The 23,948-nt window shown below is 66.2% G+C and carries 25 protein-coding genes and 1 tRNA gene; 7 read left to right on the top strand and 19 right to left on the bottom strand.

The window, feature by feature from the left end; genetic code table 11:
• The first annotated feature begins 272 nt into the window (after nucleotides 1-272).
• A complete protein-coding gene (locus F3I62_RS18315) occupies nucleotides 273-1,295 on the top strand; it encodes an AraC family transcriptional regulator (RefSeq protein ID WP_160491081.1) in 1,023 nt (340 codons plus the stop codon).
• 29 nt (nucleotides 1,296-1,324) lie between these two features.
• Here the strand turns inward: F3I62_RS18315 and F3I62_RS18310 are convergent, their stop codons facing one another.
• The 15 genes from F3I62_RS18310 to F3I62_RS18240 all read right to left on the bottom strand — a co-directional run bounded on the left by F3I62_RS18310 (nucleotide 1,325) and on the right by F3I62_RS18240 (nucleotide 16,186).
• Nucleotides 1,325-2,149 (bottom strand): SDR family NAD(P)-dependent oxidoreductase, encoded by an 825-nt coding sequence (locus F3I62_RS18310; RefSeq protein ID WP_372240155.1) that lies wholly within the window; start codon nucleotides 2,147-2,149, stop codon nucleotides 1,325-1,327.
• A 32-nt stretch (nucleotides 2,150-2,181) separates the two neighbouring features.
• Nucleotides 2,182-2,955, bottom strand: a complete 774-nt coding sequence (locus tag F3I62_RS18305; RefSeq protein WP_160491080.1) for a hypothetical protein — start codon at nucleotides 2,953-2,955, stop codon at nucleotides 2,182-2,184.
• A 341-nt stretch (nucleotides 2,956-3,296) separates the two neighbouring features.
• On the bottom strand, nucleotides 3,297-3,926 hold the full coding sequence (locus F3I62_RS18300; RefSeq protein WP_160491079.1) for a CoA transferase subunit B: 630 nt from the start codon (nucleotides 3,924-3,926) through the stop codon (nucleotides 3,297-3,299).
• Between the two features lie 2 nt (nucleotides 3,927-3,928).
• Nucleotides 3,929-4,624, bottom strand: a complete 696-nt coding sequence (locus tag F3I62_RS18295) for a CoA transferase subunit A (protein ID WP_160491078.1) — start codon at nucleotides 4,622-4,624, stop codon at nucleotides 3,929-3,931.
• A 30-nt stretch (nucleotides 4,625-4,654) separates the two neighbouring features.
• The gene (locus tag F3I62_RS18290) at nucleotides 4,655-6,589 is read right to left on the bottom strand and encodes an alpha/beta fold hydrolase (RefSeq protein WP_256667819.1); all 1,935 of its coding nucleotides are present in this window, start codon (nucleotides 6,587-6,589) and stop codon (nucleotides 4,655-4,657) included.
• A gap of 50 nt (nucleotides 6,590-6,639) precedes the next feature.
• Nucleotides 6,640-7,650: a YeiH family protein gene (locus F3I62_RS18285; protein ID WP_160491077.1), complete on the bottom strand. Its 1,011-nt coding sequence runs from the start codon at nucleotides 7,648-7,650 to the stop codon at nucleotides 6,640-6,642.
• Nucleotides 7,647-7,973, bottom strand: coding sequence for a Rieske 2Fe-2S domain-containing protein (locus tag F3I62_RS18280; protein WP_160491076.1), 327 nt, complete (start codon nucleotides 7,971-7,973; stop codon nucleotides 7,647-7,649). The genes F3I62_RS18285 and F3I62_RS18280 overlap by 4 nt, the downstream gene beginning before the upstream one ends.
• Entirely contained in the window at nucleotides 7,970-8,635 is a 666-nt protein-coding gene (locus tag F3I62_RS18275; protein WP_160491075.1) for a DsbA family oxidoreductase, read from the bottom strand. Before F3I62_RS18275 ends, F3I62_RS18280 begins: the two co-directional genes overlap by 4 nt.
• The gene (locus tag F3I62_RS18270; protein ID WP_160491074.1) at nucleotides 8,632-9,960 is read right to left on the bottom strand and encodes an MFS transporter; all 1,329 of its coding nucleotides are present in this window, start codon (nucleotides 9,958-9,960) and stop codon (nucleotides 8,632-8,634) included. Before F3I62_RS18270 ends, F3I62_RS18275 begins: the two co-directional genes overlap by 4 nt.
• A gap of 325 nt (nucleotides 9,961-10,285) precedes the next feature.
• Nucleotides 10,286-11,335 (bottom strand): 3-keto-5-aminohexanoate cleavage protein, encoded by a 1,050-nt coding sequence (locus F3I62_RS18265; RefSeq protein WP_160491073.1) that lies wholly within the window; start codon nucleotides 11,333-11,335, stop codon nucleotides 10,286-10,288.
• Between the two features lie 52 nt (nucleotides 11,336-11,387).
• Nucleotides 11,388-12,236, bottom strand: coding sequence for a TauD/TfdA family dioxygenase (locus F3I62_RS18260; protein ID WP_160491072.1), 849 nt, complete (start codon nucleotides 12,234-12,236; stop codon nucleotides 11,388-11,390).
• A gap of 11 nt (nucleotides 12,237-12,247) precedes the next feature.
• On the bottom strand, nucleotides 12,248-13,228 hold the full coding sequence (locus tag F3I62_RS18255) for a quinone oxidoreductase (RefSeq protein WP_160491071.1): 981 nt from the start codon (nucleotides 13,226-13,228) through the stop codon (nucleotides 12,248-12,250).
• A 209-nt stretch (nucleotides 13,229-13,437) separates the two neighbouring features.
• Complete coding sequence (locus tag F3I62_RS18250; RefSeq protein WP_160491070.1) at nucleotides 13,438-14,493, bottom strand: 3-keto-5-aminohexanoate cleavage protein; 1,056 nt, start codon at nucleotides 14,491-14,493, stop codon at nucleotides 13,438-13,440.
• Between the two features lie 48 nt (nucleotides 14,494-14,541).
• Nucleotides 14,542-15,390, bottom strand: a complete 849-nt coding sequence (locus tag F3I62_RS18245; protein WP_160491069.1) for a TauD/TfdA family dioxygenase — start codon at nucleotides 15,388-15,390, stop codon at nucleotides 14,542-14,544.
• A 706-nt stretch (nucleotides 15,391-16,096) separates the two neighbouring features.
• A tRNA-Ser gene (locus F3I62_RS18240) sits at nucleotides 16,097-16,186 on the bottom strand.
• Between the two features lie 135 nt (nucleotides 16,187-16,321).
• Here F3I62_RS18240 and F3I62_RS18235 point away from each other — a divergent pair.
• From F3I62_RS18235 to F3I62_RS18210, 6 genes are all read left to right on the top strand, one after another.
• Nucleotides 16,322-16,990 (top strand): Bax inhibitor-1/YccA family protein, encoded by a 669-nt coding sequence (locus F3I62_RS18235; protein WP_160491068.1) that lies wholly within the window; start codon nucleotides 16,322-16,324, stop codon nucleotides 16,988-16,990.
• Between the two features lie 109 nt (nucleotides 16,991-17,099).
• The gene (tusD, locus tag F3I62_RS18230; protein ID WP_160491067.1) at nucleotides 17,100-17,492 is read left to right on the top strand and encodes a sulfurtransferase complex subunit TusD; all 393 of its coding nucleotides are present in this window, start codon (nucleotides 17,100-17,102) and stop codon (nucleotides 17,490-17,492) included.
• On the top strand, nucleotides 17,492-17,851 hold the full coding sequence (tusC, locus tag F3I62_RS18225; protein ID WP_160491066.1) for a sulfurtransferase complex subunit TusC: 360 nt from the start codon (nucleotides 17,492-17,494) through the stop codon (nucleotides 17,849-17,851). The genes tusD and tusC overlap by 1 nt, the downstream gene beginning before the upstream one ends.
• Entirely contained in the window at nucleotides 17,851-18,150 is a 300-nt protein-coding gene (tusB, locus tag F3I62_RS18220) for a sulfurtransferase complex subunit TusB (RefSeq protein ID WP_160491065.1), read from the top strand. Before tusC ends, tusB begins: the two co-directional genes overlap by 1 nt.
• The gene (locus F3I62_RS18215; protein ID WP_160491064.1) at nucleotides 18,147-18,482 is read left to right on the top strand and encodes a TusE/DsrC/DsvC family sulfur relay protein; all 336 of its coding nucleotides are present in this window, start codon (nucleotides 18,147-18,149) and stop codon (nucleotides 18,480-18,482) included. The genes tusB and F3I62_RS18215 overlap by 4 nt, the downstream gene beginning before the upstream one ends.
• Nucleotides 18,483-18,493: 11 nt before the next feature.
• A complete protein-coding gene (locus F3I62_RS18210; RefSeq protein ID WP_160491063.1) occupies nucleotides 18,494-19,480 on the top strand; it encodes a glycosyl transferase family protein in 987 nt (328 codons plus the stop codon).
• Here F3I62_RS18210 and cysG read toward each other — a convergent pair.
• The 4 genes from cysG to F3I62_RS18190 form a co-directional block, all read right to left on the bottom strand.
• Nucleotides 19,465-20,856: a siroheme synthase CysG gene (gene cysG / locus F3I62_RS18205; protein ID WP_160491062.1), complete on the bottom strand. Its 1,392-nt coding sequence runs from the start codon at nucleotides 20,854-20,856 to the stop codon at nucleotides 19,465-19,467. The two genes, F3I62_RS18210 and cysG, sit on opposite strands and share 16 nt — an antisense overlap.
• 77 nt (nucleotides 20,857-20,933) lie before the next feature.
• Nucleotides 20,934-22,214 (bottom strand): serine--tRNA ligase, encoded by a 1,281-nt coding sequence (gene serS / locus F3I62_RS18200; protein WP_160491061.1) that lies wholly within the window; start codon nucleotides 22,212-22,214, stop codon nucleotides 20,934-20,936.
• An 18-nt stretch (nucleotides 22,215-22,232) separates the two neighbouring features.
• On the bottom strand, nucleotides 22,233-22,607 hold the full coding sequence (gene crcB / locus F3I62_RS18195; protein WP_160491060.1) for a fluoride efflux transporter CrcB: 375 nt from the start codon (nucleotides 22,605-22,607) through the stop codon (nucleotides 22,233-22,235).
• Nucleotides 22,604-23,929 carry a replication-associated recombination protein A gene (locus tag F3I62_RS18190; protein ID WP_160491059.1) on the bottom strand — a complete coding sequence of 442 codons (1,326 nt, stop codon included), beginning with the start codon at nucleotides 23,927-23,929 and terminating at the stop codon, nucleotides 22,604-22,606. Before F3I62_RS18190 ends, crcB begins: the two co-directional genes overlap by 4 nt.
• Nucleotides 23,930-23,948 lie beyond the last annotated feature (19 nt).

Genomic DNA, 23,948 nt, shown 5'->3' with positions numbered 1-23,948 from the left:
GACTGCCTATCGGGATCGCACTCCGCTGCCACCGAGCGGTTGCGCGACGGCAGGGACAGAAGGTCGTTTACGCCCCGTGGCCGCAGGCCTTTGGGGGTTGCCGTGCCAGGTTACTTAACCCAGCGAGCTGGTCAGGATTGTAAAAATGCGGCAGGCCCGCCGCTTAGCTTTGGCTGCCAGGCACTTTTCATTTCATGACTAAGGCCTTATAAGCTATCCGCCTGTCCAAGCCACGCGGCCAACCAAGAGCCGCCTCGAGAGCGAGCCCCACCATGACTGCCCAAGCCCGTTCCGCCGTACTGACCAACTACCTGGAAGTTGCTCGCCAGTACGGCCTGAACACCCATGCCCTGATGTCCAAGGCTGGCCTGAGCCAGGCCGTACTCAACGACCCGGAGCAGCGCATTCCGGTAGAGGCGGCCATCCGCCTGATGGAAGAATCGGCCCGCGAGAGTGGCTGCGAGACCTTCGGCCTGCGCATGGCCGAACTGCGCCAGTTGTCCGACTTCGGCGAGGTCAGCCTGCTGCTCAGCCACCAGCACAGCCTGCGCGATGCGCTGCAGGTGATCGTGCAGTACCGTCACCTGATGAATGACTCGCTGGCGATCTTCATCGAGGAGGCCGGCAAGACGGTGATCATTCGCGAAGAAATCGTCAGCGACTACCCCGGGCACAGCCGCCAGGCCACAGAACTGGCCATCGGCGTGATGCACCGCTTCTGCGCCGCCCTGCTCGGCGCGCACTGGCACCCGATCAGCGTCAACTTCACCCACGAGGCTCCCGCGGACCTGTCGGTACACCGGCGCATGTTTGCCTGCCCACTGGAGTTCGGCAGCGAGTTCAACGGCATCGTCGGCCCCTCGACCAACCTGGATACCGCCAACCCGCTGGCCAATGCCGCCATGGCTCGCCACGCCCAGCGCTATCTGGACTCCCTGCAAAACTCCAGTGAACGCTCGCTGGCGCTGGACGTGCGCAAGGCCATCTACCTGCTGCTGCCGATGGGACGGGCGACCATCGAACAGATCGCCCAGGCCCAGGGCATGAACGTGCGCACCCTGCAGCGACGCCTGGAGGATGAAGGCGGGGTCACCTTCAGCGAGCTGATCAACAGCGTGCGCCGCGAGCTGGTGATTCGCTACATGGAAAACCCCGGCTACTCCCTGGCGCGCATTGCCGACATGCTCGGTTACTCGCTGCCGAGCTCCTTCACCCGCTGGTTCATCTCGCAGTTCGGCATGCCGCCGGCCGCCTGGCGCAGCGAGCACAACATCGTCCCGCGCAAGCACAGCTAGCCGGTTGGGGGAACAGCGCTGCCGCTCCGCTAGGTGCGCGGCGGCAGCGCCATGCGCCTGGCCAGCAACCGATCGAGCCAGCGGGCAGGCACCAGCGCGGCCAGGTACCACATGCCATGCAAGGGATAGCGCGGCTTCGGCCGAGGCGCCTGGAGGGCACGCAGCAGCGCCTGGCTGACCCGTCTCACCGGCGCGCCCTTGGCCGCATTCAGCGCCACCAGCGCATTCATCGCCTGCATCGCGCCCTGGTAAGCGCTGCCGTCATAGCGCGGATCGGGCCTGGCCTTGTCCCAGATCGGCGTGCGAATCGGCCCCGGCTCGATCACGACCACCTCGATGCCATGGATGCCCAACTCCACCCGCAACGCGTCACTCACCGCCTCCAGCGCATGCTTGCTGGCGGCGTAGCAGCCGTTCAGCGGTGTTGCCACGCGCCCGGCCACCGAACTGATATTGATCAGCCGCCCCACCGGTCCAGCATGCCCGCGCCGGGCACCGAGCAAGGGCGCAAAGGCCTGGGTGACGGCCAGCAGGCCGAACAGGTTGACCTCGAACATGCTGCGCATTTCGGCCAGCGGCTGCAGCAGCAAGGGGCCACCCGGCGAGGCGATGCCGGCATTGTTGACCAGCGCCGCCAGCCCCGCCTCACCCACCCAGGCCTCGACCTGCAGCACGGCTGCCGGCAATGCGGCCTGATCGGTGACATCCAGCAGCAAGGGGGTGAAGGCCTCGCCCAGTTCGGCGCGCAGCCGCCGCCCCTCTTCTTCGCGGCGCAACGTGCCGATGACCCGGTAACCCCGCTCGATCAGCAGGCGCGCGCAGTCCAGACCGATGCCCGAAGAGACACCGGTAATCAGTATGCAAGGCTTGATGGGAATGCTCCTGTTCAGTGGTTAAGGCTGACCGCCGTCATCGAGCCACTCTCGGCCTCGATGGTCATGGCCAGCTCATCGAGATCGAGCACGGCGCGACCCAGATAGAACTCGGCGCCGCCGTGGCTCTGGTTGGTGCTGTGCAGCAACTCGGCACGCACGAACTGGTAGTTGCTCCGGATCTTGCGCAACGCCTCGGCATGCGCCGGGTAGCTCTCCAGCAAGGCCTCGAAGCCCTGGGTGATGCGCAGGTCGAGCGCCTGCAGCGCCGCGTTCGCCATGGGCGTCTGCTGCTGGTCTCCCAGCGGGTAATGGCGCAGCTGGTAATCCAGCAGCAGGCTGGCCAGCGCATTGCTCTGCGCGTTGAGGGGCAGCCTTGCCGCCACCTCGGCCGGGCTCAGCGGTGCCTGCAGCTCGGCGGCGGCCTTGCGCAGCTGGCGCTGCTGCAGCAACAACTCCCGGACCAGCTGCGGGTAACGCTGGCGCTGGCTCCTGGGCAGGCCGTCCAGCTCGGCAAACACCCGCCGCATGACCCGCAGAGGCTGCATCAGCTCGGCCGGCTGGCCGAGCTGCACAATGCTCGTATCCAGGCTCTGCAGGTGGTAGAACACCGCCGTCAGGCCACGGGGATCGGGCTCGCGCTCCTGCGGATTGAAGTACAGCAAGGCACTGGCGCAGAGCAGTTGGCTGCGACTGCCCAGCTCACTCAACTGGCGGATGCTGCGCCCCTCTCCCCAGGCCAGTGAACTCAGCAGGCACAACAGACCCAGCAGCACTTTCGTTGGCATCTTCCCTCTCCTTGCTTTTTATTGTTATGGCGGGTGTTCTGACGAATCGACTCGGTTACTTCGCTTGACTCCCGCCGTGCTGAAGGCAGTTGCAGCACGGCACGCCGGTGCCGGCCGAGGCTTGGCTGCGACGCTGCACCAGGCAGCTCGCAGCGCTGGAATAAAAAACGGTCGGCCACCACAGCGGCCGCCGTAAAGAACCGGGGGAATGCGCCCCGGAAGAGTGCCACGCACCGCCATGGAGTAACGCTACGCGACTCTTGCTGTCTGTCCGGGATCTGCCGCGCGTCGGCCATGGCGGGCTACCGCCGGCTGCGGCTGGCGAGATCGCCGACAGCTTGTTAGTTCAGGATCTGGCAGCCGGTGGCCGCCTGCAGGTCGGCAAAGCTCACGCCCGGGGCCATTTCCACCAGGCGCAGGCCCTGCGCGGTGACATCCAGCACGGCCAGGTCGCTGATGATCCGGTTGACCACGCCGACGCCGGTCAGCGGCAAGTCGCAGCGTTCGAGGATCTTGTGCGCGCCGCCCTTGGCGCAGTGTTCCATCATCACCACCACGCGCTTGACGCCGGCCACCAGGTCCATGGCGCCGCCCATGCCCTTGACCATCTTGCCGGGGATCATCCAGTTGGCCAGGTCGCCCTGCTCCGACACCTGCATGGCGCCAAGCAGGGCCAGGTTGATGTGGCCGCCGCGGATCATGGCGAAGCTCTCGGCGCTGTCGAAGAAGCTGCTGCCGGCCAGGGTGGTGATGGTCTGCTTGCCGGCGTTGATCAGGTCGGCGTCGATCTCCTCCTCGCCGGGGAACGGGCCGATGCCGAGCAGGCCGTTCTCGCTTTGCAGCCACACGTCCATGCCTTCGGGGATGTAGTTGGCCACCAGGGTCGGCAGGCCGATGCCGAGGTTGACGTAGAAGCCATCCTGCAGCTCAAGGGCGGCGCGCTGCGCCATTTCTTCACGGGTCCAGGCCATGATCAGTTCCTCACCGTACGGACTTCGATGCGTTTTTCCGGGCTGCGGTTGAGCACCAGGCGCTGCACGTAGATGCCCGGCAGGTGAATTTCGTCCGGGGCCAGTTCGCCGATCTCGACGATTTCCTCGACCTCGGCCACGCACACCTGGCCGGCCTTGGCGCACAGCGGATTGAAGTTGCGCGCGGTCTTGTTGAACATCAGGTTGCCGGCCTTGTCGGCCACGGCGCCCTTGATCAGCGCCAGGTCGGCGGTCAGCGAGCGCTCCATCACGTACCAGTGGCCGTCGAACTGGCGGGTTTCCTTGCCCTCGGCGATCAGCGTGCCGTAGCCGGTGCGGGTGTAGAACGCCGGGATGCCGGCGCCGCCGGCGCGCAGCTTCTCGGCCAGGGTGCCCTGGGGGGTGAACTCAAGCGTGAGCTCGCCGGCCAGGTACTGGCGCTCGAACTCCTTGTTGCCGCCGACGTAGGAGGAAATCATCTTGCTGATCTGCCGGCTGTACAGCAGCGGGCCGAGGCCGAAGTCGTCGACCCCGCAGTTGTTGCTGATGATGGTGAAATCCTTCTTGCCGGTTTCGCCCAGCGCCTCGATCAGCGCCTCGGGAATGCCGCACAGGCCGAAGCCGCCGGAGGCGATGGTGATGCCGTCGCGGACGATATCGGCCAGCGCGGCGTGGGCATCGGGATAAATCTTGTTCATGGATGTCCTCGGGGGTTGGGGGCGTCTGCCTTAGCGCTCCAGCACGTAGGTGCCGGGGGCGGCGCACAGCGCCGGGTATTTCTTCGAGCCGAGCGATTCGGGTGCCGTGCGGCTGGTGCCGGAACGCTCGCCGATCCATTGCCGCCAGTGCGGCCACCAGCTGCCTTCCTGGCGCTCGCCGGCGGCCTTGAGCCAGTCCTCGGCGTCGGCCTGGGCGGCAGTTGCGGCATGGAAGTGGGCCTTGGGGTTGCCCGGCGGATTGACCAGGCTCTGCAGGTGGCCGGCGTTGGACAGGACGAAGGTGCTGCCTTCGCCAAACAGCCGGGCGGTGCCATAGCAGCCCTGCCAGGGGGTGATGTGGTCGGTGGTACCGCCGACCACATAGGCACCGACCTGCACCTGGCTCATGTCGATCGGCAGGCCGCGCACCCACAGCTTGTTCGGGTTGCTGAAGGGGTTGTGCTGGATCAGGTCCAGGTAGTCGGCGTGCAGCTTCGCCGGCAGGCGCGTGGTGTCGCTGTTCCAGGCCAGGATGTCGAATGCCGGCGGCTTGTTGCCCAGCAGGTAGTTGTTGACCCAGTAGTTCCAGATCAGATCGTTGGGCCGCAGCCAGGCGAACATGCGCGCCATCTCCTGGCCGCTGAGCACGCCCTTGCGCCGCGAATTGGCCTTGGCCGCGGCCAGCGCCGCCGGGGTGGCGATCAGGCCGATGCTGGTGTCATCCATCACCGCGGGCATGTCCAGCACGCACACCGCCCAGCAGGTGTTGGCCACCTTGGCGTTCTCGCCCACGGCCGCCAGCCAGCCCAGGTAGGCGGCCAGGGTGATGCCGCCGGAACAGGAGCCCCACATGTTCACGTCCGGGCTGCCGGTGATCTGCCGCGCCACGTCCACCGCCTGGTCCAGGCACTCCACGTAGTCGGACAGGCCCCAGTCGCGCTGCTTGGCAGTGGGGTTGCGCCAGCTGATGACGAACAGCTGCACGCCGCTGTCCTGTGCCCACTTGATCAGGCTCTTCTGCGGCGACAGGTCCACGGCGTAGTACTTGTTGATCTGCGGCGGCGACATCACCAGCGGGCGGCTGAACACGCTCGGGGTGGTCGGGGCGAACTGCAGCAGCTCGAACATCTTGTTGCGAAACACCACCTGGCCCTCGGCGGTGGCGATGTTCTCGCCCAGCTTGAACGGCTCGCTGTCGACCTGGCTCGGCATGCCACGGTTGTGCAGCAGGTCACGTGCCAGCTGGCGGCCGCCCTGCAGCAGGCTGCGCCCGCCGGTGTCGACCACCTTGCGCAACGCCGTGGGGTTGGTCAGCAGCAGGTTGCTGGGCGCCAGGGCGTCGACCAGCAGGGAGGCGACGAAACGCGCGCGGCCCTTGTCGGCGCCTTCCAGATCCGAGGCCTCGATAAAGCCTTGGAGCTCGCGCTCGCCGGCCAGGTAGCTCTGCACCAGGGCACGCAGAAAGGCGTTGCTCTGCCAGGCCGGATCGGCGAAGCGCTTGTCCTTGGGGGCCGGCGCCAGCTGCGACTCGCCGCTGGCGATGCGATACAGCTCGCGCAGGTAGTTGCCGCTGTACTGCCCGGCCTTCAGCGGGGTGCGCACCACCGCCTTGAGCAGGCTGCCGGCGGCGCCCAGCACATCGCGCGGGCGCACGCCGATCAGCGGGGTCACCGCCAGGGTGTGGCGCTCGGCGGCAGTGGCCAACTCGGTCGCCGGCACCTCGGATTCAGCTTTGCCAGCCTTGCTCACGGCCTTCTTCGCCAGCGGCCTCTGCGCGCTCTTCACCGCCTTCTTCAGCGGTTTCTTCGGCGCCGCCTGGGCGCCCTGCCCGGCCGCATCTGCGCCGGCTTTGGCGCGGCTGGCGCGCGGTTTGCGCGGTGCTTGCGCTGCTCGCGGGGAAACGGCGGGCGCAGGAGTCTGTTCGGCGCCGCTCTGGGCCGAAGGCATTTCGGGGTTCTGGCTCATGACGGCTCTCGGACTGAGGGACTCGGAAGGCGTGAATTAAATCGGGGCACTCACCAGGCCCAGTGCAGCAACAGCAGCACCAGGGCAACCAGGAATACGGTTTCGCCGACCATCAGCAGGATCGGCTTGATCCCCACCGCAGCCAGTTCCTTGAGCTGGGTCTTCATGCCCAGGGCACTGATGGCCACCACCAGGCACCAGCGCGACAGCTCGTTGACCCCGCCCTGCACCACCTGCGGTACCCAGCCGGTGCTGTTGACGCAGGCCAGCACCAGGAAGCCGACGGCGAACATCGGCAGCAACGGTGGGCGCTTGCCACCGGTCTCGGCGCCCTGCATGCGGGTGATCATGGCGGCGGCAACGATCACCGGCAGCAGCATGGCCACGCGCATCAGCTTGACTACGGTGGCGGTATCGCCGGTCTCCGGCGACATGCTGTAGCCGGCACCGACCACCTGGGCCACATCGTGGATGGTGGCGCCGAGGAACACCCCGGCCTCCTCGGGCGACAGGCCGAACCAGTTGGCGATCATCGGGTAGAGGATCATCGCCACGGTGGACAGCGCCGATACGCCGATCACGGTGAACAGGGTGGCGCGCTCCTTCTGCGGATGGTTGGGCAGCGCGGCGGCCAGCGCCAGCGCCGCCGAGGCACCGCAGATGGCGGTGGCGCCACCGGTGAGCATGCCGAACAGGCGCTGGAAGCCCAGAGCCTTGGCCGCCACCACCGAGACCAGAATGGTCACCACCACCAGGGTCACCACCAGCGCCACCGGCTTCCAGCCCAGCCCGGCGATCTGCTCCAGGGTGATGCGCATGCCCAGCAGGGCCACGCCGATGCGCAGCACCGTGCGCGCGGTGAACTCGATGCCTGCCTTGCACTGGCCGTCGGCCGCCAGGAAATTCAGCGACATGCCCAGCAGCAGGGCGAACAGCATCACCGGCGCGCCGTAATGCTCGGAGAGAAAGGTCGCGGCGGCGGCGACGATCAGGCTGACGACGAAGCCCGGCGCCAGTTCACGCACGCGACTCTGGATGCTGGCAAGCGCGAGGCTGCTCATGACACGGACTCCTCGGGAACAATAACGATGAACGCCTGGCCATCGACCAGCTCGACCGGATAGCTGGCCACCCTGAGCCGGGATGAATTGAGCAGGTAGCCGCTGGCCAGGTCGAATCGCAGGCCGTGGGCACAGCACTGGATCACCCGGCCTTCCAGCTTGCCGCCGCACAGCGAGGCGCCCTGGTGCGGACAACCGTCGTCGATGGCGTAGAGCTGGCCGTCGACATTAAACAGCGCCAGGCTCTTGTCCTCGCACTCGAACAGCCCGCGCTGGCCGGACGCCGGCAACCGCTCGGCCGGCACCGCAATGCGCCGGCTCATGCCGACAGCCCCTGGGCAGCACTGTGCGCCAGTGCTTCGTGCATGGCGGCGAGCAACACCTCGGCCGGCTGCGCGCCGGACACCGAACGACGCCGGTCGAAAATGAAATGCGGCACCCCGCCCGCCGCCGCGCTGAACGCACCGACAAAAGGAGTCGCGTCGCCACGCAGGCAGTCGACCACGGCAGCCTGCTGCAAGCCGCAGGATTCAGCGATATTCAGCAGAGTCGCCCGCTCACCCAGGTCTTCACCCCGATGGAAATAGGCGGCAAACAGACGCTCCAGCAACACCTCACACTGCGCCGGAGCAAGCAGCTCGGCAGCCCGCTGCATCAGGCGGTGGGCATCGGCCGTGTTGGGCATGCGGGCGATGCGGCTCAGGTCGATCTGCAGCCCGGCAGCCGCAGCAGCGTGCTGCACCTGGGCCTGGCGCAGGCGCACGGCCTCGGCGCTGCCCAGGCGGTTGAGGTAGAACTCGGCAAAGGGCTCGCCCTGGGCCGGCATCTGCGGCAGCAGTTGCACACCATGCCAGGCCAGTTCGACCACGACCCCGGGATGGTCGAGGCGCAGCTGGGCCAGGGCGCGCTCCAGCTGGCGCTTGCCGATCAGGCACCAGGGGCAGATGAAATCGAAGAACACATCAATGCGCAGCGAACGACTCACGACTGGGCCTCCAGCGCCGCCTCGACGGACTTCTCCTCGACGCCCTGGCCATTCAGGCGGGCCATGTCGTTGTGGTAGTGGCGCTTGGCATAGAAGAACACTGCCGCCGCGGCAATACTGACCAGCGGCACCAGCTGGAAGGCGTTGTCCAGGCCGATCATGTCGGAGACCTTGCCGGTCAGCAGCGGCCCGGTGGCCAGGCCGAGCAGGTTGTTGGCCAGGGTCAGCGTGGCGAAGGCGGTGCCATGCACGCTGTAGTGGGTCAGGTTGGCAACCATGGCGCCGGCCGGTCCCGAGGTGCCGGCGGCAATCAGCATCCCCAGGCAGATCATCACCAGCTGCGGCATGCCGAACGGCAGGGCGAAGGCCAGCGACAGCAGCAGGCAACTGCCCAGGCAGTAGCCGATGCACAGCAGGATCTTGCGATCCGGGCGGTTGCGGCACAGGCGGTCGCTGAGCATGCCGCAGAGAATCATCCCGGCGCCGCTGCACAGGACGATGATCGCTGCCACCGCGCCGGCCTTGTCGGTGGTCATGCCGTAGAAGCGGTTGAGGTAGCTGGGCATCCATACGATTACGGTGCCGCCGACGAACAGCTGCAGGCCGCTGCCGACGTAGGCGCTGATCACCGAACGGCTGGAGTACAGGGTACGCAGCGGCCGGCTGACCTTGCTCACCGCCTGGCGCGCCACATCGGCCGCGGCCTGCGGGGCGATCCGCGCTGTCCTGACGACTAGCGGATAGAGGATGGCCAGCAGCAGGCCGAACAGTGCCATGCCGGCAAAGGCCCAGCGCCAGCCGAAGTGCTGGGCCATCACCCCGCCGGCCGCCATGCCCAGCACCGAGCCGAACATGCCGCCGGAAATGAAGGCACCCGAGAGCGTGGCGCGCATCTCGCGGGGGAACACCGAGACCACCACGGCGATGCCGACGCTGCCATAGGCGGCTTCGCCGACGCCGACCAAGAAGCGCGCGACGAACATCTGCTCATAGTTCTCGGCCAGGGCGCAGCCCAGGGTCGCCAGGCTCCACAGCACGGCCATCAGGGTCAGGCTCTTGATCCGGCCGAAACGGTCGGCCAGCAGCGACAGCGGGAAAGTCAGCAGGCCGACCATCAAGGCGACTATGCCGCTGAGCAGGCCCAGCTGGCTGTCGGACAGCGCCCACTCGCTCTTCAGCAGCGGGAACACCGCATTCAGAACCTGCCGCGACATGTAGTCGGAAATCAGCAGGCCGAAGGTCAGGGCGAAGACGATCCAGGCATAGGTGCGCGGAATGCCGAGCGACGTATCGATACCGTCGTCGCTGATGTGATGTGCGGCCATGCTGCCTCCTGGAAGCTTATTGTTGTACGTGGAACCGGCTCTGCAAAAGCTTCGCCCCGACTCTTCGTGGGAGTGGAGATTCGGCGCATGTGCTTGTCTGCGTGGCGACAAGCGGGGAACGCCGAACGGGCAGAAGCCTTTGCACAAACGGATCGAGGTCGGTCGAACACGGCTGGCCAAGCCAGCCGCGTCCGTGATCCCCGTGCTGCGGGGCAGCCCCGCATGCACGGCATCCACCTCCTGACCTGACCAGCAGGAGGCTGACGTCTTGCCCAGGGTGGGTACGCCGCTGTCGCGACTCCCCCACCCTACACCGGCGGGTGAATCATTTGCGCAGGAAGCCCTGCTGACCGCCCTTCGGGTTCGGCGCGAAGCCGTTGGCGGCCAGGGTTTCTTCGACCGTCTCGTAGAAAACGCCGATCTTGAGGATTTCGCGGGCTTCCTTGCCGTTGGCCACCGGACGGCCGATCTCTTTGGCGATGCGCACCAGCTGCTGGATCTGCTCGACGGAAGTCATCTTGCGCGAGCGATCCTGGCTCCAGATGTTGTCCTCGATACCGCAGCGCACGTGCAGGCCCATGGCCATGCCCATCAGGTTGACCGGCAGGGTGTTGAGCATGGTGCTTTCCACCGTCAGCATGGTGCCGTCGGGGATGGCGCGCAGGAAGTTGGCCAGGCTGTAGATGTGCGGCTGGTCCATGCCACCGCCAATCGCCACCCAGTTGCACACCAGCGGTCCCTTGTAGACGCCGCGGCGGATCAGGCGCTCCACCGACTCGTAGCTGTTGATGTTGTAGAACTGGAAGGCGCTCTGAATGCCGGCGGCGGAGAGGCGCTTGACGTGCTCCTCGATGAAGCTCGGGCCTGAGGGCACGATCATCTCGCGGTAGGCTTCGTAGGTGTCGCTGCCCATGGAGGTGCCGGCGTAGTCGCGCGCATCCATCTGCTCGATGACGTTCATCTGCGTGGTGTTGACCGTCACGGTGACCTGGTCGGGCTTGGGATCGAGTTCGGCGAGCATGTGCCGGGTGTCGTCATGCAGCCACTTGGCGGCCGCGCCGTCTTCCGGCGGCGCGAAGGAGATGGAGCCGCCGACCTGAATGACCATGTCCGGCACGGCCTTGCGCACGCCGGCGATCAGCTCGTTGAACTTGGACAGGCGCTTGGAACCCTTGCCGTCCAGCTCGCGCACGTGCAGGTGGAGTACGGAGGCGCCGGCTTCGTAGCAGTCAACAGCCTTCTGAATCTGTTCCTCCATGGTCACCGGAATGTCCTCCGGGTAGTCGGAGGGGAACCATTCGGGGCCATAGGGTGCGGCGGTGATGACCAGCTTGTCCTGGTTTTCAGGGAAGAGAGAGCCGTCGAGGAAATTCATGTCTGTTGCCTCAAAAAATTGAAAGTAAGCGGCGCGTCTGGGGCGCTTCGACTCAGTAGGTCTTGTCACCGATGATCCCGGCACGTTCCATCTTGCGATGGCACGGCGGGTAGTCCATGACGGCGTAATGCTGGGTGCTGCGGTTGTCCCAGATGGCCACGCTGTTCGGCTGCCAGCGCCAGCGCACCTGGTACTCGGGGATGTACGCCTGGCTGACCAGGTAGCGCAGCAGGTCGGCGGCACCGGGATTGGCGTCCTGGCCGAAGCGCACCCGCTCGGGGGTGTGGTAGTTGCTGAAGTGGGTGGTGAAGGCGTTGACGAACAACACCTTCTCGCCGGTTTCCGGGTGGGTGCGCACCACCGGGTGCTCGGCGTCCGGGTACTGCGCCTTGAGTGCCAGGCGCTTGTCGATCGGCATGGCCGCGCCGAAGCTGGCCTCGATGCTATGACGCGCACGCAGGCCTTCGATCTTCGCCTTCACGTCGGCCGGCAGGTTCTCGTAGGCCAGGGCCATGTTCGCCCACATGGTGTCGCCACCCACCGGCGGGCACTCGATGCAGCGCAGCACGCAGCCCAGCGGCGGCGCCTCGCGCCAGGTGGCATCGGTGTGCCAGGCGTTCTCGTAGCGATCCATCGGCTGATCCGGGCGCTTGTAGATCTGCACCAGGCCCGGGTGCTCCGGGTCGCTGCCGGCCACCGGGTGGTCCTCCAGCTCGCCGAAACGGCGGGCGAAGGCCACGTGCTCGGCCCGGCTGAAGGTCTGCTCGCGCAGGAACAGCACGCGGTGCTTGAGCAGCTGGGCGCGGATCTCGGCGAACAGGCCGTCGTCATGAATGGCGTCGGCCAGGTTCACGCCGACCAGCTCGGCGCCGATGGCGCAGGTCAGTTGTTCGACTTGCATGACGGGCCTCCTCAGATGACGAAGATGGATGAGCCGGTGGTCTTGCGCGACTCCAGGTCGCGGTGTGCCTGCACGGCATCCTGCAGGGCGTAGTGCTGGTTGATCTCGATCTTGATCCGGCCACTGCCGACGTGATCGAACAGCTCGCCAGCCAGGGCCGCCTTCTCCGCCGGGTCGGCGATGTAGTCGGCCAGGGCCGGGCGGGTCAGGTACAGCGAGCCTTTCATCGCCAGCAGTACCGGGTCGAACGGCGGGATCGGGCCGGAGGCGGTGCCGACGCAGACCATCAGACCGCGGCGCTTGAGCGAATCCAGCGAGCCGGCGAAGGTGTTCTTGCCGACGCTGTCGAACACCACATTGACGCCGACGCCATCGGTCAGCTCGCGCACGCGCTGGGCGACGTCTTCATGGCTGTAGTTGATGGTGTGATCGCAGCCATGGGCACGGGCGATCTCGGCCTTGGCCTCGCTGGACACGGTGCCGATCACCTTGAGGCCGAGCAGCTTGGCCCACTGCGAGACGATCAGGCCGACGCCACCGGCGGCGGCGTGCAACAGGATGCTGTCGCCCGGCTTGAAGTCATAGATGCGGCGCATCAGGTAGGACGAGGTCAGACCACGCATGGTCATGGCCGCAGCCGTCTCGAAGGCGATGGTGTCGGGCAGCTTGATCAGCGGCGCGGCAGAAATCAGGCGCTCGGTGCTGTAGGCGCCGAGGGTGTTGAGGAAGCCGGTGTAGGTGACACGGTCGCCGACCGTGACGTTGCTCACCCCCTCGCCCACCGCCTGCACCACGCCGGACGCTTCCACGCCCATGCCGTTGGGCAGCGGAATCGGGTAGGTGCCGTTGCGGAAATAGGTGTCGGCGTAGTTCAGGCCCACTGCGACGTGGCGCAGACGAACCTGACCCGGACCCGGATCGCCCACCTCGACATCCTCGTAACGAAGGACTTCGGGACCACCGGTTTCGTAAAAGCGTACGGCTTTGGCCATGCCTGTTTCTCTCCAATCTGCGATCTGGGCGAACTGCGCCGATTTGCGTTGATTGGACTGTAAGCCGCAGGCCGCCTAAGCGCTTCTCATCAGACGACAGTGACTTCTCATTTCATGACAGACTGACTCGGCCGGGCCCGACGGCGCAAAACCCAGCGCAGGGCCTGTCAAAGCGGGCCCCTCGCCGGCCGGCGAGGGGCCGCCACGCTTCAGCCGTGCTGGGTGAAGCCCACCTGCCCCGGCTTGCGGTTGGGCGCGAAGCCGTTCTTGGCCAGGGTCTCGTCGGCGTTCTCGTAGAAGGTGCCGACCTTGTAGATCTGCCGGGCCTCCTCGCCATTGGCCACCTCGCGGCCGAACTCGCGGGACAGGCGCACCAGCTGCTCGATCTGCTCGACGCTGGTCATCTTGCCGGTCTGGCGCTGGTTCCAGATGTTGTCCTCGATGCCGCAGCGCACATGCAGACCCAGGGCGATGGCCATCATGTTCAGCGGCAGCACGTTGCGCATGCTGGTTTCCAGGGTCAGCACCGAGCCGTCCGGGCAGGCGCGCACGAAGTTGGCCAGGTCGTAGGGGTTGGGCGAGTCGAAGCCGCCACCGATGGCCACCCAGGTGAGGATCAGCGGCACGTTGCACACGCCGCGGCGCATCATGCGCTCGACGGTGTTGAGCTGGGTGATGTTGGCCAGCTGGAAGTGGGTCTGGATCTTGTTCGCGGACAGACGGCGGATGTGTTCCTCGACCCAGGCCGGGCCGGCCGGGATGGTCATCTCCTGGTAGGCCGCCAGCATCGCCGGATCGGCCAGCGAGGTGCCGCGGATGTCGGCGGCGGTCATCTGCTCGCAGACGTTCATCTGGTTGGTGTTGATGGCGATGGTCACCTGGTCCGGGGTCGGCTTGAGCTCGGCCAGCATGTGCCGGGTGTCGTCGCTCAGCCACTTGGCGGTATCGCCTTCGTTTTCCGGGGCGAAGGAGATCGAGCCGCCAACCTGCAGGATCATGCCCGGGCAGGCCTCGCGGATGCCGGCCAGCAGTTCGTTGAACTTGGACAGGCGCTTGGAGCCCTTGCCGTCTTCTTCCCGTACGTGCACATGGAGCACGGTGGCGCCGGCGTTGTAGCAGTCGACCGCCTTCTGAATCTGCGCCTGCATGCTCACCGGGATGTCTTCGGGGAAATCGGACGGCATCCACTCCGGGCCGTAGGGGGCGGCGGTGATGACCAGTTTCTGCATGTTTTCGACAAACAGCGAACCATCGATGAAGTTCATGGTGTTTTCCTCGGATATGGCGTTGTTGTGGTGGTTGTCGGGCGGGGATCAGAACGGCTTGTCGCCGATGATCGCGGCGCGCTCCATCTTGCGGTGGCAGGCCGGGTAATCCATGACGGCATAGTGCTGGGTGCTGCGGTTGTCCCAGATGGCGATGCTGTTGGGCTGCCAGCGCCAGCGCACCTGGTACTCGGGGATGAAGGCCTGGCTGACAAGGTAGCGCAACAGATCGGCGGCGCCGGGGTTGGCGTCCTGGCCGAAACGCACGCGCTCCTTGGTGTGGTAGTTGGTGAAGTGGGTGGTGAAGGCGTTGACGTAGAGGATCTTCTCGCCGGTTTCCGGATGGGTGCGTACCACCGGATGCTCGGCGTCCGGGTACTCGGCCTTCATCGCCAGACGCTTATCGATCGGCATGGCCGCGGCGAAGGACGACTCGAAGCTGTGGCTGGCGCGCAGGTCCTCGATCCGCTGCTTGATCTCGCGCGGCAGGTTCTCGTAGGCCAGCGCCATGTTCGCCCACAGGGTATCGCCGCCTACGGTTGGGCATTCCACGCAGCGCAGCACGCAGCCCATGGCCGGGGTCTCGCGCCAGGAGCCGTCGCTGTGCCAGGCATTCTCGTAGCGGTCGATCGGCTGCTCGGGACGCTTGTAGATCTGCACCAGGCCCGGCGCTTGCGGATGGGTCGGCGCCATCGGGTGATCTTCCAGCTCGCCGAGACGGCGGGCGAAGGCCACATGGTCCGGGCGCGAGATGTCCTGATCGCGCAGGAACAGCGCCTTGTGCTGCAGCAGCAGGTCCTTGATCTCGCTGAATAGACCGTCGTCGTGGACGGCATCGGCCAGGTTCACGCCGACCAGCTCGGCGCCGATACTGCAAGTGAGTTGTTCTACGCGCATCTTCTTATCCTCAGGGGGGTACGTCGTTCGTCGAACGGGCATTGCGGCAACTGCGCGCAATGAGCCGCAGCGGGCTCCGCGAGACAGGCCGTGAGGGGGGAATTTAGGAGGGAGGGACCACGCCGACCTTTCATTCGGCGACAGCGATTTCTCTTTTCATGACTAAATCGCCCGTTTGCCGAGCGATTGCATCAGTCATTGACCCAGGTCAGTTTTTTGCGCTCGGGATGACCACCGAATTCGGCTGCACGTGCTGAGCCCAGGGTTGGCTCACCAGGTGTTCGGCATGGAAGCTCTGCCGCAGATGCGCCTGCACACCTCGTCACCACAATGCTGACGCTGGTCATCAGCAAGCCGTGCGAGTTAGCCAAGAGCGAGATTCTACGAGCGCCCAGCCTTCATGGCTGAACCATGCCGCTTAAGATCGAATGCAAACTCGTACGAGCGCATATCTTCAGGTGCTTCGAAAAGTATGAGCTGCCGGGTGTAGTGAATGCCAAGGTAGTCGGTACCGCGGGTGGTACGCACTGTTCTTATTGGCGCTCCAGCCGCCTCGGGGTGGACGCTTTCTGGAGCAACCGCAGGTGGGCCCAAGCATGCGATGCCATCCACTTGAGTGGCATCACCTTGGGCTCTAGCCAACGTGTGGCCCGGCACCCAGCAGAAACGAAAAAGCCCCGGAACACGGGGCTTTTAGGTATGTATTTGGCGGAAGCGGTGAGATTCGAACTCACGGAAGAGTTTCCCCTTCGACGGTTTTCAAGACCGTTGCATTCAACCGCTCTGCCACGCTTCCGGCGTTTGCTGCGGGCGGCAATCTTACCGGAACGCAACACACTGTCAAACTCTCGTAATTGGCAGTTGTGCACGCTCTGTTATGATCCCTTCGACCGCGGTCACGGAACCAATTTCGCCGCTCAGGAGAGTTGTCATGCACGAACAAGATTACGCGCTGAATCACGCGCAAGCTGACCAGCTGGAAGTCAGCAAGGTCCTGCGCAACACCTATGGCCTGCTGGCCCTGACCCTGGCGTTCAGCGGCCTGGTCGCCTTTGTCTCGCAACAGATGCAGGTCGGCCATCCGGGCATCATCGTGACCCTGGTGGGCTTCTATGGTCTGTTCTTCCTGACCATGAAGCTGCGCAACTCCTCCTGGGGCCTGCTCAGCACCTTCGCCCTGACTGGCTTCATGGGCTACACCCTGGGCCCGATCCTCAACCGCTACCTGGGCATGAGCGGCGGCTCCGAAGTCGTCAGTTCGGCCTTCGCCATGACCGCCCTGGTGTTCTTCGGCCTGTCCGCCTACGTGCTGACCACCCGCAAGGACATGAGCTTCCTGGCCGGCTTCATCACCGCCGGGTTTTTCGTCCTGCTGGGCGCCATGGTGGCCGGTCTGTTCTTCGAGATCAGCGGCCTGCAGCTGGCCATCAGCGCCGGCTTCGTGCTGTTCTCCTCGGCGGCCATCCTGTTCCAGACCAGCGCGATCATCCACGGCGGTGAGCGCAACTACATCATGGCCACCATCAGCCTGTATGTATCGATCTACAACCTGTTCATCAGCCTGCTGCAGATCTTCGGCATCATGGGCAGCGACGACTGAGTCGTTCCTGCTACGAAGAAGCCCGCTTCGGCGGGCTTTTTCGTGTCTGCGACAAGCATCTGCGCCGTTCTGCCTTTATCATGGCGCAGAGTCAGTTCGCGGAATCGTCATGAAATTCGCCATCGCCCTGTTCGCCCCGGCCCATCTGCCCTCCTCGCGCCGCGCCCTGCGCTTTGCCGAGGCGGTGATTGCGGGCGGGCATGAAATCGTCCGCCTGTTCTTCTATCAGGACGGCGTCCACAGCGCCTCCGCCAATGTGGTCAGCGCCCAGGACGAGCTGGACCTGCCGGCCGCCTGGCGCGATTTTGTCGCCCGGCAGCAACTGGACGCCGTGGTGTGCATCGCCGCCGCCCTGCGCCGCGGCGTGCTCAACGAGGAAGAGGCGCAGCGCTACCAGAAGCCGGCCGCCAACCTCGGCGCGCCCTGGGAACTGTCCGGCCTGGGCCAGCTGCATGAAGCCAACCAGCTGGCCGACCGCCTGGTCTGCTTCGGAGGCCACTGATGAGCAAATCCCTGCTGCTGATAAGCCGCCAGGCGCCCTGGGCCGGCCCCAGCGCCCGCGAGGCCCTGGACATCGCCCTGGCCGGCGGCGCCTTCGACCTGCCGCTGGGCCTGCTGTTTCTCGATGACGGCGTTTTCCAGCTCCTGCCGCAGCAGCAACCCGCCGCCCTGCAGCAGAAGGACCTGACCGCCAACCTGCAGGCCCTGCCGCTGTTCGGCGTCGAGTCGCTGTACGTCTCCAGCCGCAGCCTCAGCGAGCGCGGCCTGGCCGGGCAGCAACTGGCCCTGCCGGTCGAATGCCTCGACGATGCCGGCCTGACCCAGCTTATCGACCGCTACGACCAGGTGATCACGCTCTGATGGCCACTCTGCATCTGCTTTCCCACTCGCCCTTCAGCGACAGCCGCCTGAGCAGCTGCCTGCGCCTGCTCGGCCCGCAGGACGGCCTGCTGCTCAGCGGCGACGCCGTGTATGCCCTGCAACCCGGCAGCGCGCAACTGCAGGCCCTGCTGCTGATGCCGGTGGGCATCGGCCTGTTCGCCCTGGAAGAAGACCTGCAGGCGCGCAACCTGGCGGCCCCGGCACGCGCCCGGGTGGTCGACTACCCGGCCTTCGTCGAGCTGTGCGCGGCCTACGCCAAGGTCAACAGCTGGCTATGAGCAACCTGATCGTCGCTGGCCGCAGCATCGCCCTGGACAAGGACGGCTACCTGGTCGAGCTGACCGACTGGTCGCCCGCGGTCGCCGAGGCCCTGGCCGCCGGCGAAGAGCTGCAGCTGAGTGCCGAGCACTGGGAAATCCTCGAGCTGCTGCGCGCCTTCTACCGCGAGTTCCAGCTGTCGCCGGCCAGCCGCCCGCTGATCAAGTACGTGGCCCTCAAGCTAGGCCCGGAAAAGGGCAACAGCCTGCACCTCAACCGCCTGTTCAAGGGCACGCCCGCCAAGCTCGCCGCCAAGCTGGCTGGCCTGCCGAAACCGACCAATTGCCTGTGAAAGTAGCGCCCATGATCCTCGTAGCCCCACCGGAACACCCCTTCGCCCAGTTCGTGCGCATCCTCGGCAAGGGCAAGCGCGGCGCCCGCAACATGAGCCGCGAGGAGGCCCGCGAAGCCATGGGCCTGCTGCTCGACGGCAAGGTCGAGGACACCCAGCTGGGCGCCTTCCTCATGCTGCTGCGGCACAAGGAGGAAAGCGCCGAGGAACTGGCCGGCTTCACCGAGGCCCTGCGTGAGCGCCTGCAGGCGCCGTCGATCGCCGTCGACCTGGACTGGCCCAGCTATGCCGGCAAGAAGCGCCACCTGCCCTGGTTCCTCCTGGCCGTCAAAGCCCTGGCCGCCAGCGGCGTGCGCATCCACTTGCATGGCGGCGGCGCACACACCGCCGGACGCCTGTACAGCGAGCAACTGCTGGAACCGCTCGCCATCCCGGTCTGCCAGTCGTGGGCGGAAGTTGCCGAGAGCCTGGACCGACACAACCTGGCCTTCACCCCGCTGGGCGCCTGGGCGCCGCAGCTGCAACGCATGATCGACCTGCGCAACACCCTCGGCCTGCGCTCGCCGATCCACTCGCTGGCGCGCATTCTCAACCCGCTGGCGGCGCGCTGCGTAATGCAGAGCATCTTCCACCCCGGCTACCAGGCCACCCACCGCGAAGCCAGCCAGCTGCTCGGCGACACGGCCATCGTGATCAAGGGCGAAGGTGGCGAGATCGAGGTCAATCCGGACGGTGCCTGCCATCTGTATGGCACCGCGCATGGGGCGAACTGGGACGAGGAGTGGCCGGCGCTGACCGCCCAGCGCCACGTCAAGCCGGAACGGCTCGACCCGGCGCATCTGCTGGCCTTCTGGAAGGGCGAGGTGGAAGACTCCTACGCTCGCCTGGCCGTGCTCAGCACCATCGCCCTGGGCCTACGTGCCTTGGGCGAGCCGCGCGAAAGCGCCCTCGCCCGCGCACAGGTGGTCTGGGATACGCGCCTTCAAACGCCTGCCTGAGCCCCTTCGAACCAGGCCAGTTTCTCCCGCAACTGCACCACCTCGCCGACTATCACCAGGGTCGGCGCGTGCACCTCATGCTCAGCCACCAGCTGCGGCAGGTTGGCCAGGGTGCCGGTGAACACCCGCTGGTTCTGCGTGGTGCCCTGCTGCACCAGGGCCGCCGGGGTATCCGCGGCGCGACCATGGCGGATCAGCTCCGCGCAGATGGCCGGCAGCCCGACCAGGCCCATGTAGAACACCAGGGTCTGCCCCGGCGCACTCAGCTCGCCCCAGGGCAGGTTGCTGCTGCCGTCCTTGAGATGGCCGGTGACAAAGCGCACCGACTGCGCATGGTCGCGATGGGTCAGCGGAATCCCGGCGTAGGCCGCGCAGCCCGAGGCCGCGGTGATGCCCGGCACCACCTGGAACGGGATGCCCTGGGCCGCCAGCTCCTCGATTTCCTCGCCACCGCGGCCGAAGATGAACGGGTCGCCCCCCTTGAGGCGCAGTACCCGTTTGCCCTGTTTGGCCAGGTCGACCAGCAGCTGGTTGATCTCCTCCTGCGGCACCGCGTGGGCCGAGCGCTGCTTGCCGACGTAGATGCGGTCGGCATCGCGGCGGCACAGGTCGACGATGGCCGGCGCCACCAGGCGGTCATACAGCACCACATCGGCCTGCTGCATCAGGCGCAGGGCGCGAAAGGTCAGCAGGTCCGGATCGCCCGGGCCGGCGCCGACCAGGTAGACCTCACCCAGGGCGCGCGGCGCGATGCCGGCGATCTTCGCCTCGAGCTGGCGCTCGCCCTCACCCAGCTTGCCGGCAAATACGCTTTCGGCGATCTGGCCCTGGAACACGTCCTCCCAGAACACCCGGCGCTGCTGCACATCGGGGAAAAGGCCCTTGACCTGGGCGCGGAACTTCTTCGCCAGGCCGGCCAGCTGACCGTAGGTGGCGGGAATCCAGGTCTCGATCTTGGCGCGGATCAGCCGCGCCAGCACCGGCGCGTCGCCGCCACTGGTGACGGCGACGATCAGCGGCGAGCGGTCGACGATGGCCGGGAAGATCACGCTGCACAGCTTGGGCGCATCCACCACGTTGACCGGAATGCCACGCGCCTGGGCCTGGGCGGAAATCTGCGCATTCAGCGGCTCGTCGTCGGTGGCGGCGATCACCAGGCCCACGCCGTCCAGATCACTCGCCTGGTAACCACGCAGCAGCACCTGGGCGTGCGCCCCGGCCAGCTCGCGCAGCTCGTCACGAATCGCCGGGGCCACCACGCGCAGGATCGCACCGGCCTCGACCAGCAGGCGCGCCTTGCGCAACGCCACTTCGCCACCGCCGACAACCAGCACCAGGCGATCCTGCAGTTTGTGGAACAGGGGGAGAAAATCCATGGCGCACGCTCTCGATCGGACAAAACAAAACGGGGCAGCACTGGCCACCCCGTATCTTGCGACTCTATACCAGAACCTCAGCCGATGACTTCGATACCGGCCATATAGGGCTTCAGCACCTCCGGCACGCGGATGCTGCCGTCGGCCTGCTGGTAGTTCTCCAGCACCGCCACCAGGGTACGCCCCACCGCCAGGCCGGAGCCGTTGAGGGTGTGCACCAGCTCCGGCTTGCCGGTTTCCGGGTTGCGGTAGCGCGCCTGCATGCGGCGGGCCTGGAAGTCGCCGCAGTTGGAGCAGGAGGAAATCTCGCGGTACTTGTCCTGGCTCGGCACCCAGACTTCCAGATCATAGGTCTTCACCGCGCCGAAGCCCATGTCGCCGGTGCACAGCGCCAACTTGCGGTACGGCAGCTCGAGCAGCTGCAGCACGCGCTCGGCGTTGCCGGTCAGGCTTTCCAGGGCTTCGAAGGACTTGGACGGCTCGACGATCTGCACCATCTCGACCTTGTCGAACTGGTGCTGACGGATCATGCCGCGGGTGTCGCGGCCCGAGGCACCGGCTTCGCTGCGGAAGCAGGGGGTGTGGGCGACGAACTTGAGCGGCAGCTGCTTGGCGTCGAGGATCGCGCCGGCGACGATGTTGGTCAGCGACACTTCGGCGGTCGGGATCAGGTACAGGTCGGCCTGCTCGTCGCGCTGGATCTTGAACAGGTCTTCCTCGAACTTCGGCAGCTGGCCGGTGCCCTGCAGCGCGGAGGCCTGGACCAGGTAAGGCGTGTAGGCCTCCTCGTAGCCGTGCTCGGCGGTATGCAGGTTGAGCATAAACTGCGCCAGGGCGCGGTGGAGACGGGCAATCGGCCCGCGCAGCAGGGCGAAACGGGCGCCGGACAGCTTGGCGGCGGTCTCGAAGTCCAGCCAGCCATGCTGCTCGCCGAGGGCCACGTGGTCCTGCACCGGGAAGTCGAAGCTGCGCGGCGTGCCCCAGCGCGATACCTCGACGTTGCCCTCTTCGTCCTCGCCAACCGGCACCGACTCGTCGGGCAGGTTGGGGATGTTCAGCAGCAGGTTGTCCAGCTCGGTCTGGATGGCGTCCAGCTCGCGCTTGCCCTCTTCCAGGTCGCTGCCCATCTTGTCGACTTCCGCCAGCAGCGGGGCGATGTCCTCGCCACGCTGCTTGGCCTGGCCGATGGACTTGGAGCGGGTATTGCGCTCGGCTTGCAGCTGTTCGGTGCGGGTCTGCACGGTCTTGCGCTGGGCCTCGAGGGCCTCGAAGCGCGCCACGTCCAGCTGGAAGCCACGGGTAGCCAGGCGGTCCGCAATCTCCTGCAGTTGGGTACGAACCAGTTTGGAGTCGAGCATGGGATGTTCTCGTCTAGATCAGAGCTTGGTTAATGTCAGGCCGGCCCAGGTGGCGAGCAGACCGCCCAACACGCTGGCAGTCGCATAGCCGATGGCCAGCGGTGCCTGGCCGCTTTCCAGCAGGCGCAGCGTGTCGAGGGAGAAGGATGAAAAAGTGGTCAGGCCGCCAAGGAAGCCCACCATCAGCCCGGCGCGCAGCTCCAGCGGCACCTCGGGGCGCAGCAGGAACAGGCCGTACAGATAGCCGATCAGCAGGCAGCCGACAATATTGACCGCCAGGGTAGCGCCATAGAAGTGCTGCGGCCAGTTCGCGCTGACCCAGTTGCTGGTAAAGAAACGCAGCAGGGTACCAACCATGCCGCCCAACGCGACCGCGATGACCACGCCGATCATGGCTTTCTCCGTTTGCGCGGGCTGGCGGCATCCAGCGCGGCCAGATGTGCCAGTTTGTCGCGAATCTTCAGTTCCAGGCCACGCGGCACCGGCTGGTAGTAAGCCTGCGGCTCGAGCTGCTCGGGGAAATAGTCCTCGCCGGCGGCGTAGGCATCCGGCTCGTCATGGGCGTAGCGGTATTCATCGCCGTAGCCGAGTTCCTTCATCAATTTGGTCGGGGCATTACGCAGGTGCAGCGGCACTTCCAGCGAGCCGTGTTCGGCAGCATCGCGCATGGCGGCCTTGAAGCCCATGTACACGGCGTTGCTCTTCGGCGCGCAGGCCAGGTAAACAATGGCCTGGGCCACGGCCAGCTCGCCTTCCGGGCTGCCCAGGCGTTCCTGCACATCCCAAGCGTTGAGGCACAGGGTCAGGGCGCGCGGGTCGGCGTTGCCGATGTCCTCGCTGGCCATGCGCACCACGCGCCGCGCCAGGTACAGCGGGTCGCAACCGCCATCGAGCATGCGCGCGTACCAGTACAGCGCGCCGTCCGGGTTGGAGCCGCGTACCGACTTGTGCAGCGCGGAGATCTGGTCGTAGAACGCCTCGCCGCCCTTGTCGAAACGCCGGCGGCTGTCGCCGAGCAGGTTCTGCAGCAGTTCGGGGGCAATCTCGCTGCCGTCCTCGGCCAGATCGGCGGCGTTTTCCAGCAGGTTGAGCAGGCGCCGGCCATCGCCATCGGCGGCGGCCAGGAGGATCTGGAAGCTCTCATCCGGCAGGCTCAGGCGCTGTTTGCCCAGGCCCTTGTCCTCCGTCAGTGCACGCTGCACCAGCTTGCGCATGGCCGCTTCGTCCAGGCTCTTCAGCACATAGACACGGGCGCGCGAGAGCAACGCATTGTTCAGTTCGAAAGACGGGTTCTCGGTAGTCGCACCGATAAAGATCAGCGTGCCGTCTTCCACATAGGGCAGAAAGGCGTCCTGCTGGCTCTTGTTGAAACGGTGCACCTCGTCGACGAAGAGGATGGTACGGCGGCCGTACTGGGCGGCCTGCTGCTTGGCCACTTCCACCGACTGACGGATTTCCTTGACCCCGGAGAGCACCGCGGAAATCGTTTCGAAGTGCGCTTCGGAAACCTGTGCCAGCAGCCTGGCAAGGGTGGTCTTGCCGACCCCAGGCGGGCCCCAGAAGATCATCGAGTGCAGCGCACCTTGCTCCAGCGCCTCGCGCAGCGGCTTGCCGTGGCCCAGCACATGCTCCTGACCGACGTACTCGTCCAGGCTGGTCGCGCGCAAACGCGCGGCCAGGGGCTGGGCGACGGGGGCGGAGCGAAACAGGTCCATACGGGGCGGCAGCGGCCTC

This window comes from Pseudomonas sp. R-28-1W-6, from assembly GCF_009799925.1.
Classification (GTDB): domain Bacteria; phylum Pseudomonadota; class Gammaproteobacteria; order Pseudomonadales; family Pseudomonadaceae; genus Aquipseudomonas.
Note: the sequence above shows the minus strand (reverse complement) of the source record. Positions and strands in the feature narration are given on the sequence as shown.

What these genes read in the sequence shown, in the direction of transcription:
- F3I62_RS18305 (WP_160491080.1), bottom strand. Translation starts at nt 2,955, where the DNA reads ATGCCAACGAAAGTGCTGCTGGGTCTGTTGTGCCTGCTGAGTTCACTG.
- F3I62_RS18250 (WP_160491070.1), bottom strand. Translation starts at nt 14,493, where the DNA reads ATGAACTTCATCGATGGTTCGCTGTTTGTCGAAAACATGCAGAAACTG.
- F3I62_RS18210 (WP_160491063.1), top strand. Translation starts at nt 18,494, where the DNA reads ATGATCCTCGTAGCCCCACCGGAACACCCCTTCGCCCAGTTCGTGCGC.
- tusB (WP_160491065.1), top strand. Translation starts at nt 17,851, where the DNA reads ATGGCCACTCTGCATCTGCTTTCCCACTCGCCCTTCAGCGACAGCCGC.
- F3I62_RS18235 (WP_160491068.1), top strand. Translation starts at nt 16,322, where the DNA reads ATGCACGAACAAGATTACGCGCTGAATCACGCGCAAGCTGACCAGCTG.
- tusC (WP_160491066.1), top strand. Translation starts at nt 17,492, where the DNA reads ATGAGCAAATCCCTGCTGCTGATAAGCCGCCAGGCGCCCTGGGCCGGC.
- F3I62_RS18215 (WP_160491064.1), top strand. Translation starts at nt 18,147, where the DNA reads ATGAGCAACCTGATCGTCGCTGGCCGCAGCATCGCCCTGGACAAGGAC.
- cysG (WP_160491062.1), bottom strand. Translation starts at nt 20,856, where the DNA reads ATGGATTTTCTCCCCCTGTTCCACAAACTGCAGGATCGCCTGGTGCTG.
- F3I62_RS18255 (WP_160491071.1), bottom strand. Translation starts at nt 13,228, where the DNA reads ATGGCCAAAGCCGTACGCTTTTACGAAACCGGTGGTCCCGAAGTCCTT.
- tusD (WP_160491067.1), top strand. Translation starts at nt 17,100, where the DNA reads ATGAAATTCGCCATCGCCCTGTTCGCCCCGGCCCATCTGCCCTCCTCG.
- F3I62_RS18315 (WP_160491081.1), top strand. Translation starts at nt 273, where the DNA reads ATGACTGCCCAAGCCCGTTCCGCCGTACTGACCAACTACCTGGAAGTT.
- F3I62_RS18285 (WP_160491077.1), bottom strand. Translation starts at nt 7,650, where the DNA reads ATGAGCAGCCTCGCGCTTGCCAGCATCCAGAGTCGCGTGCGTGAACTG.
- F3I62_RS18270 (WP_160491074.1), bottom strand. Translation starts at nt 9,960, where the DNA reads ATGGCCGCACATCACATCAGCGACGACGGTATCGATACGTCGCTCGGC.
- F3I62_RS18190 (WP_160491059.1), bottom strand. Translation starts at nt 23,929, where the DNA reads ATGGACCTGTTTCGCTCCGCCCCCGTCGCCCAGCCCCTGGCCGCGCGT.
- crcB (WP_160491060.1), bottom strand. Translation starts at nt 22,607, where the DNA reads ATGATCGGCGTGGTCATCGCGGTCGCGTTGGGCGGCATGGTTGGTACC.
- F3I62_RS18245 (WP_160491069.1), bottom strand. Translation starts at nt 15,390, where the DNA reads ATGCGCGTAGAACAACTCACTTGCAGTATCGGCGCCGAGCTGGTCGGC.
- F3I62_RS18300 (WP_160491079.1), bottom strand. Translation starts at nt 3,926, where the DNA reads ATGGCCTGGACCCGTGAAGAAATGGCGCAGCGCGCCGCCCTTGAGCTG.
- F3I62_RS18295 (WP_160491078.1), bottom strand. Translation starts at nt 4,624, where the DNA reads ATGAACAAGATTTATCCCGATGCCCACGCCGCGCTGGCCGATATCGTC.
- F3I62_RS18290 (WP_256667819.1), bottom strand. Translation starts at nt 6,589, where the DNA reads ATGAGCCAGAACCCCGAAATGCCTTCGGCCCAGAGCGGCGCCGAACAG.
- F3I62_RS18265 (WP_160491073.1), bottom strand. Translation starts at nt 11,335, where the DNA reads ATGAATTTCCTCGACGGCTCTCTCTTCCCTGAAAACCAGGACAAGCTG.
- F3I62_RS18260 (WP_160491072.1), bottom strand. Translation starts at nt 12,236, where the DNA reads ATGCAAGTCGAACAACTGACCTGCGCCATCGGCGCCGAGCTGGTCGGC.
- F3I62_RS18280 (WP_160491076.1), bottom strand. Translation starts at nt 7,973, where the DNA reads ATGAGCCGGCGCATTGCGGTGCCGGCCGAGCGGTTGCCGGCGTCCGGC.
- serS (WP_160491061.1), bottom strand. Translation starts at nt 22,214, where the DNA reads ATGCTCGACTCCAAACTGGTTCGTACCCAACTGCAGGAGATTGCGGAC.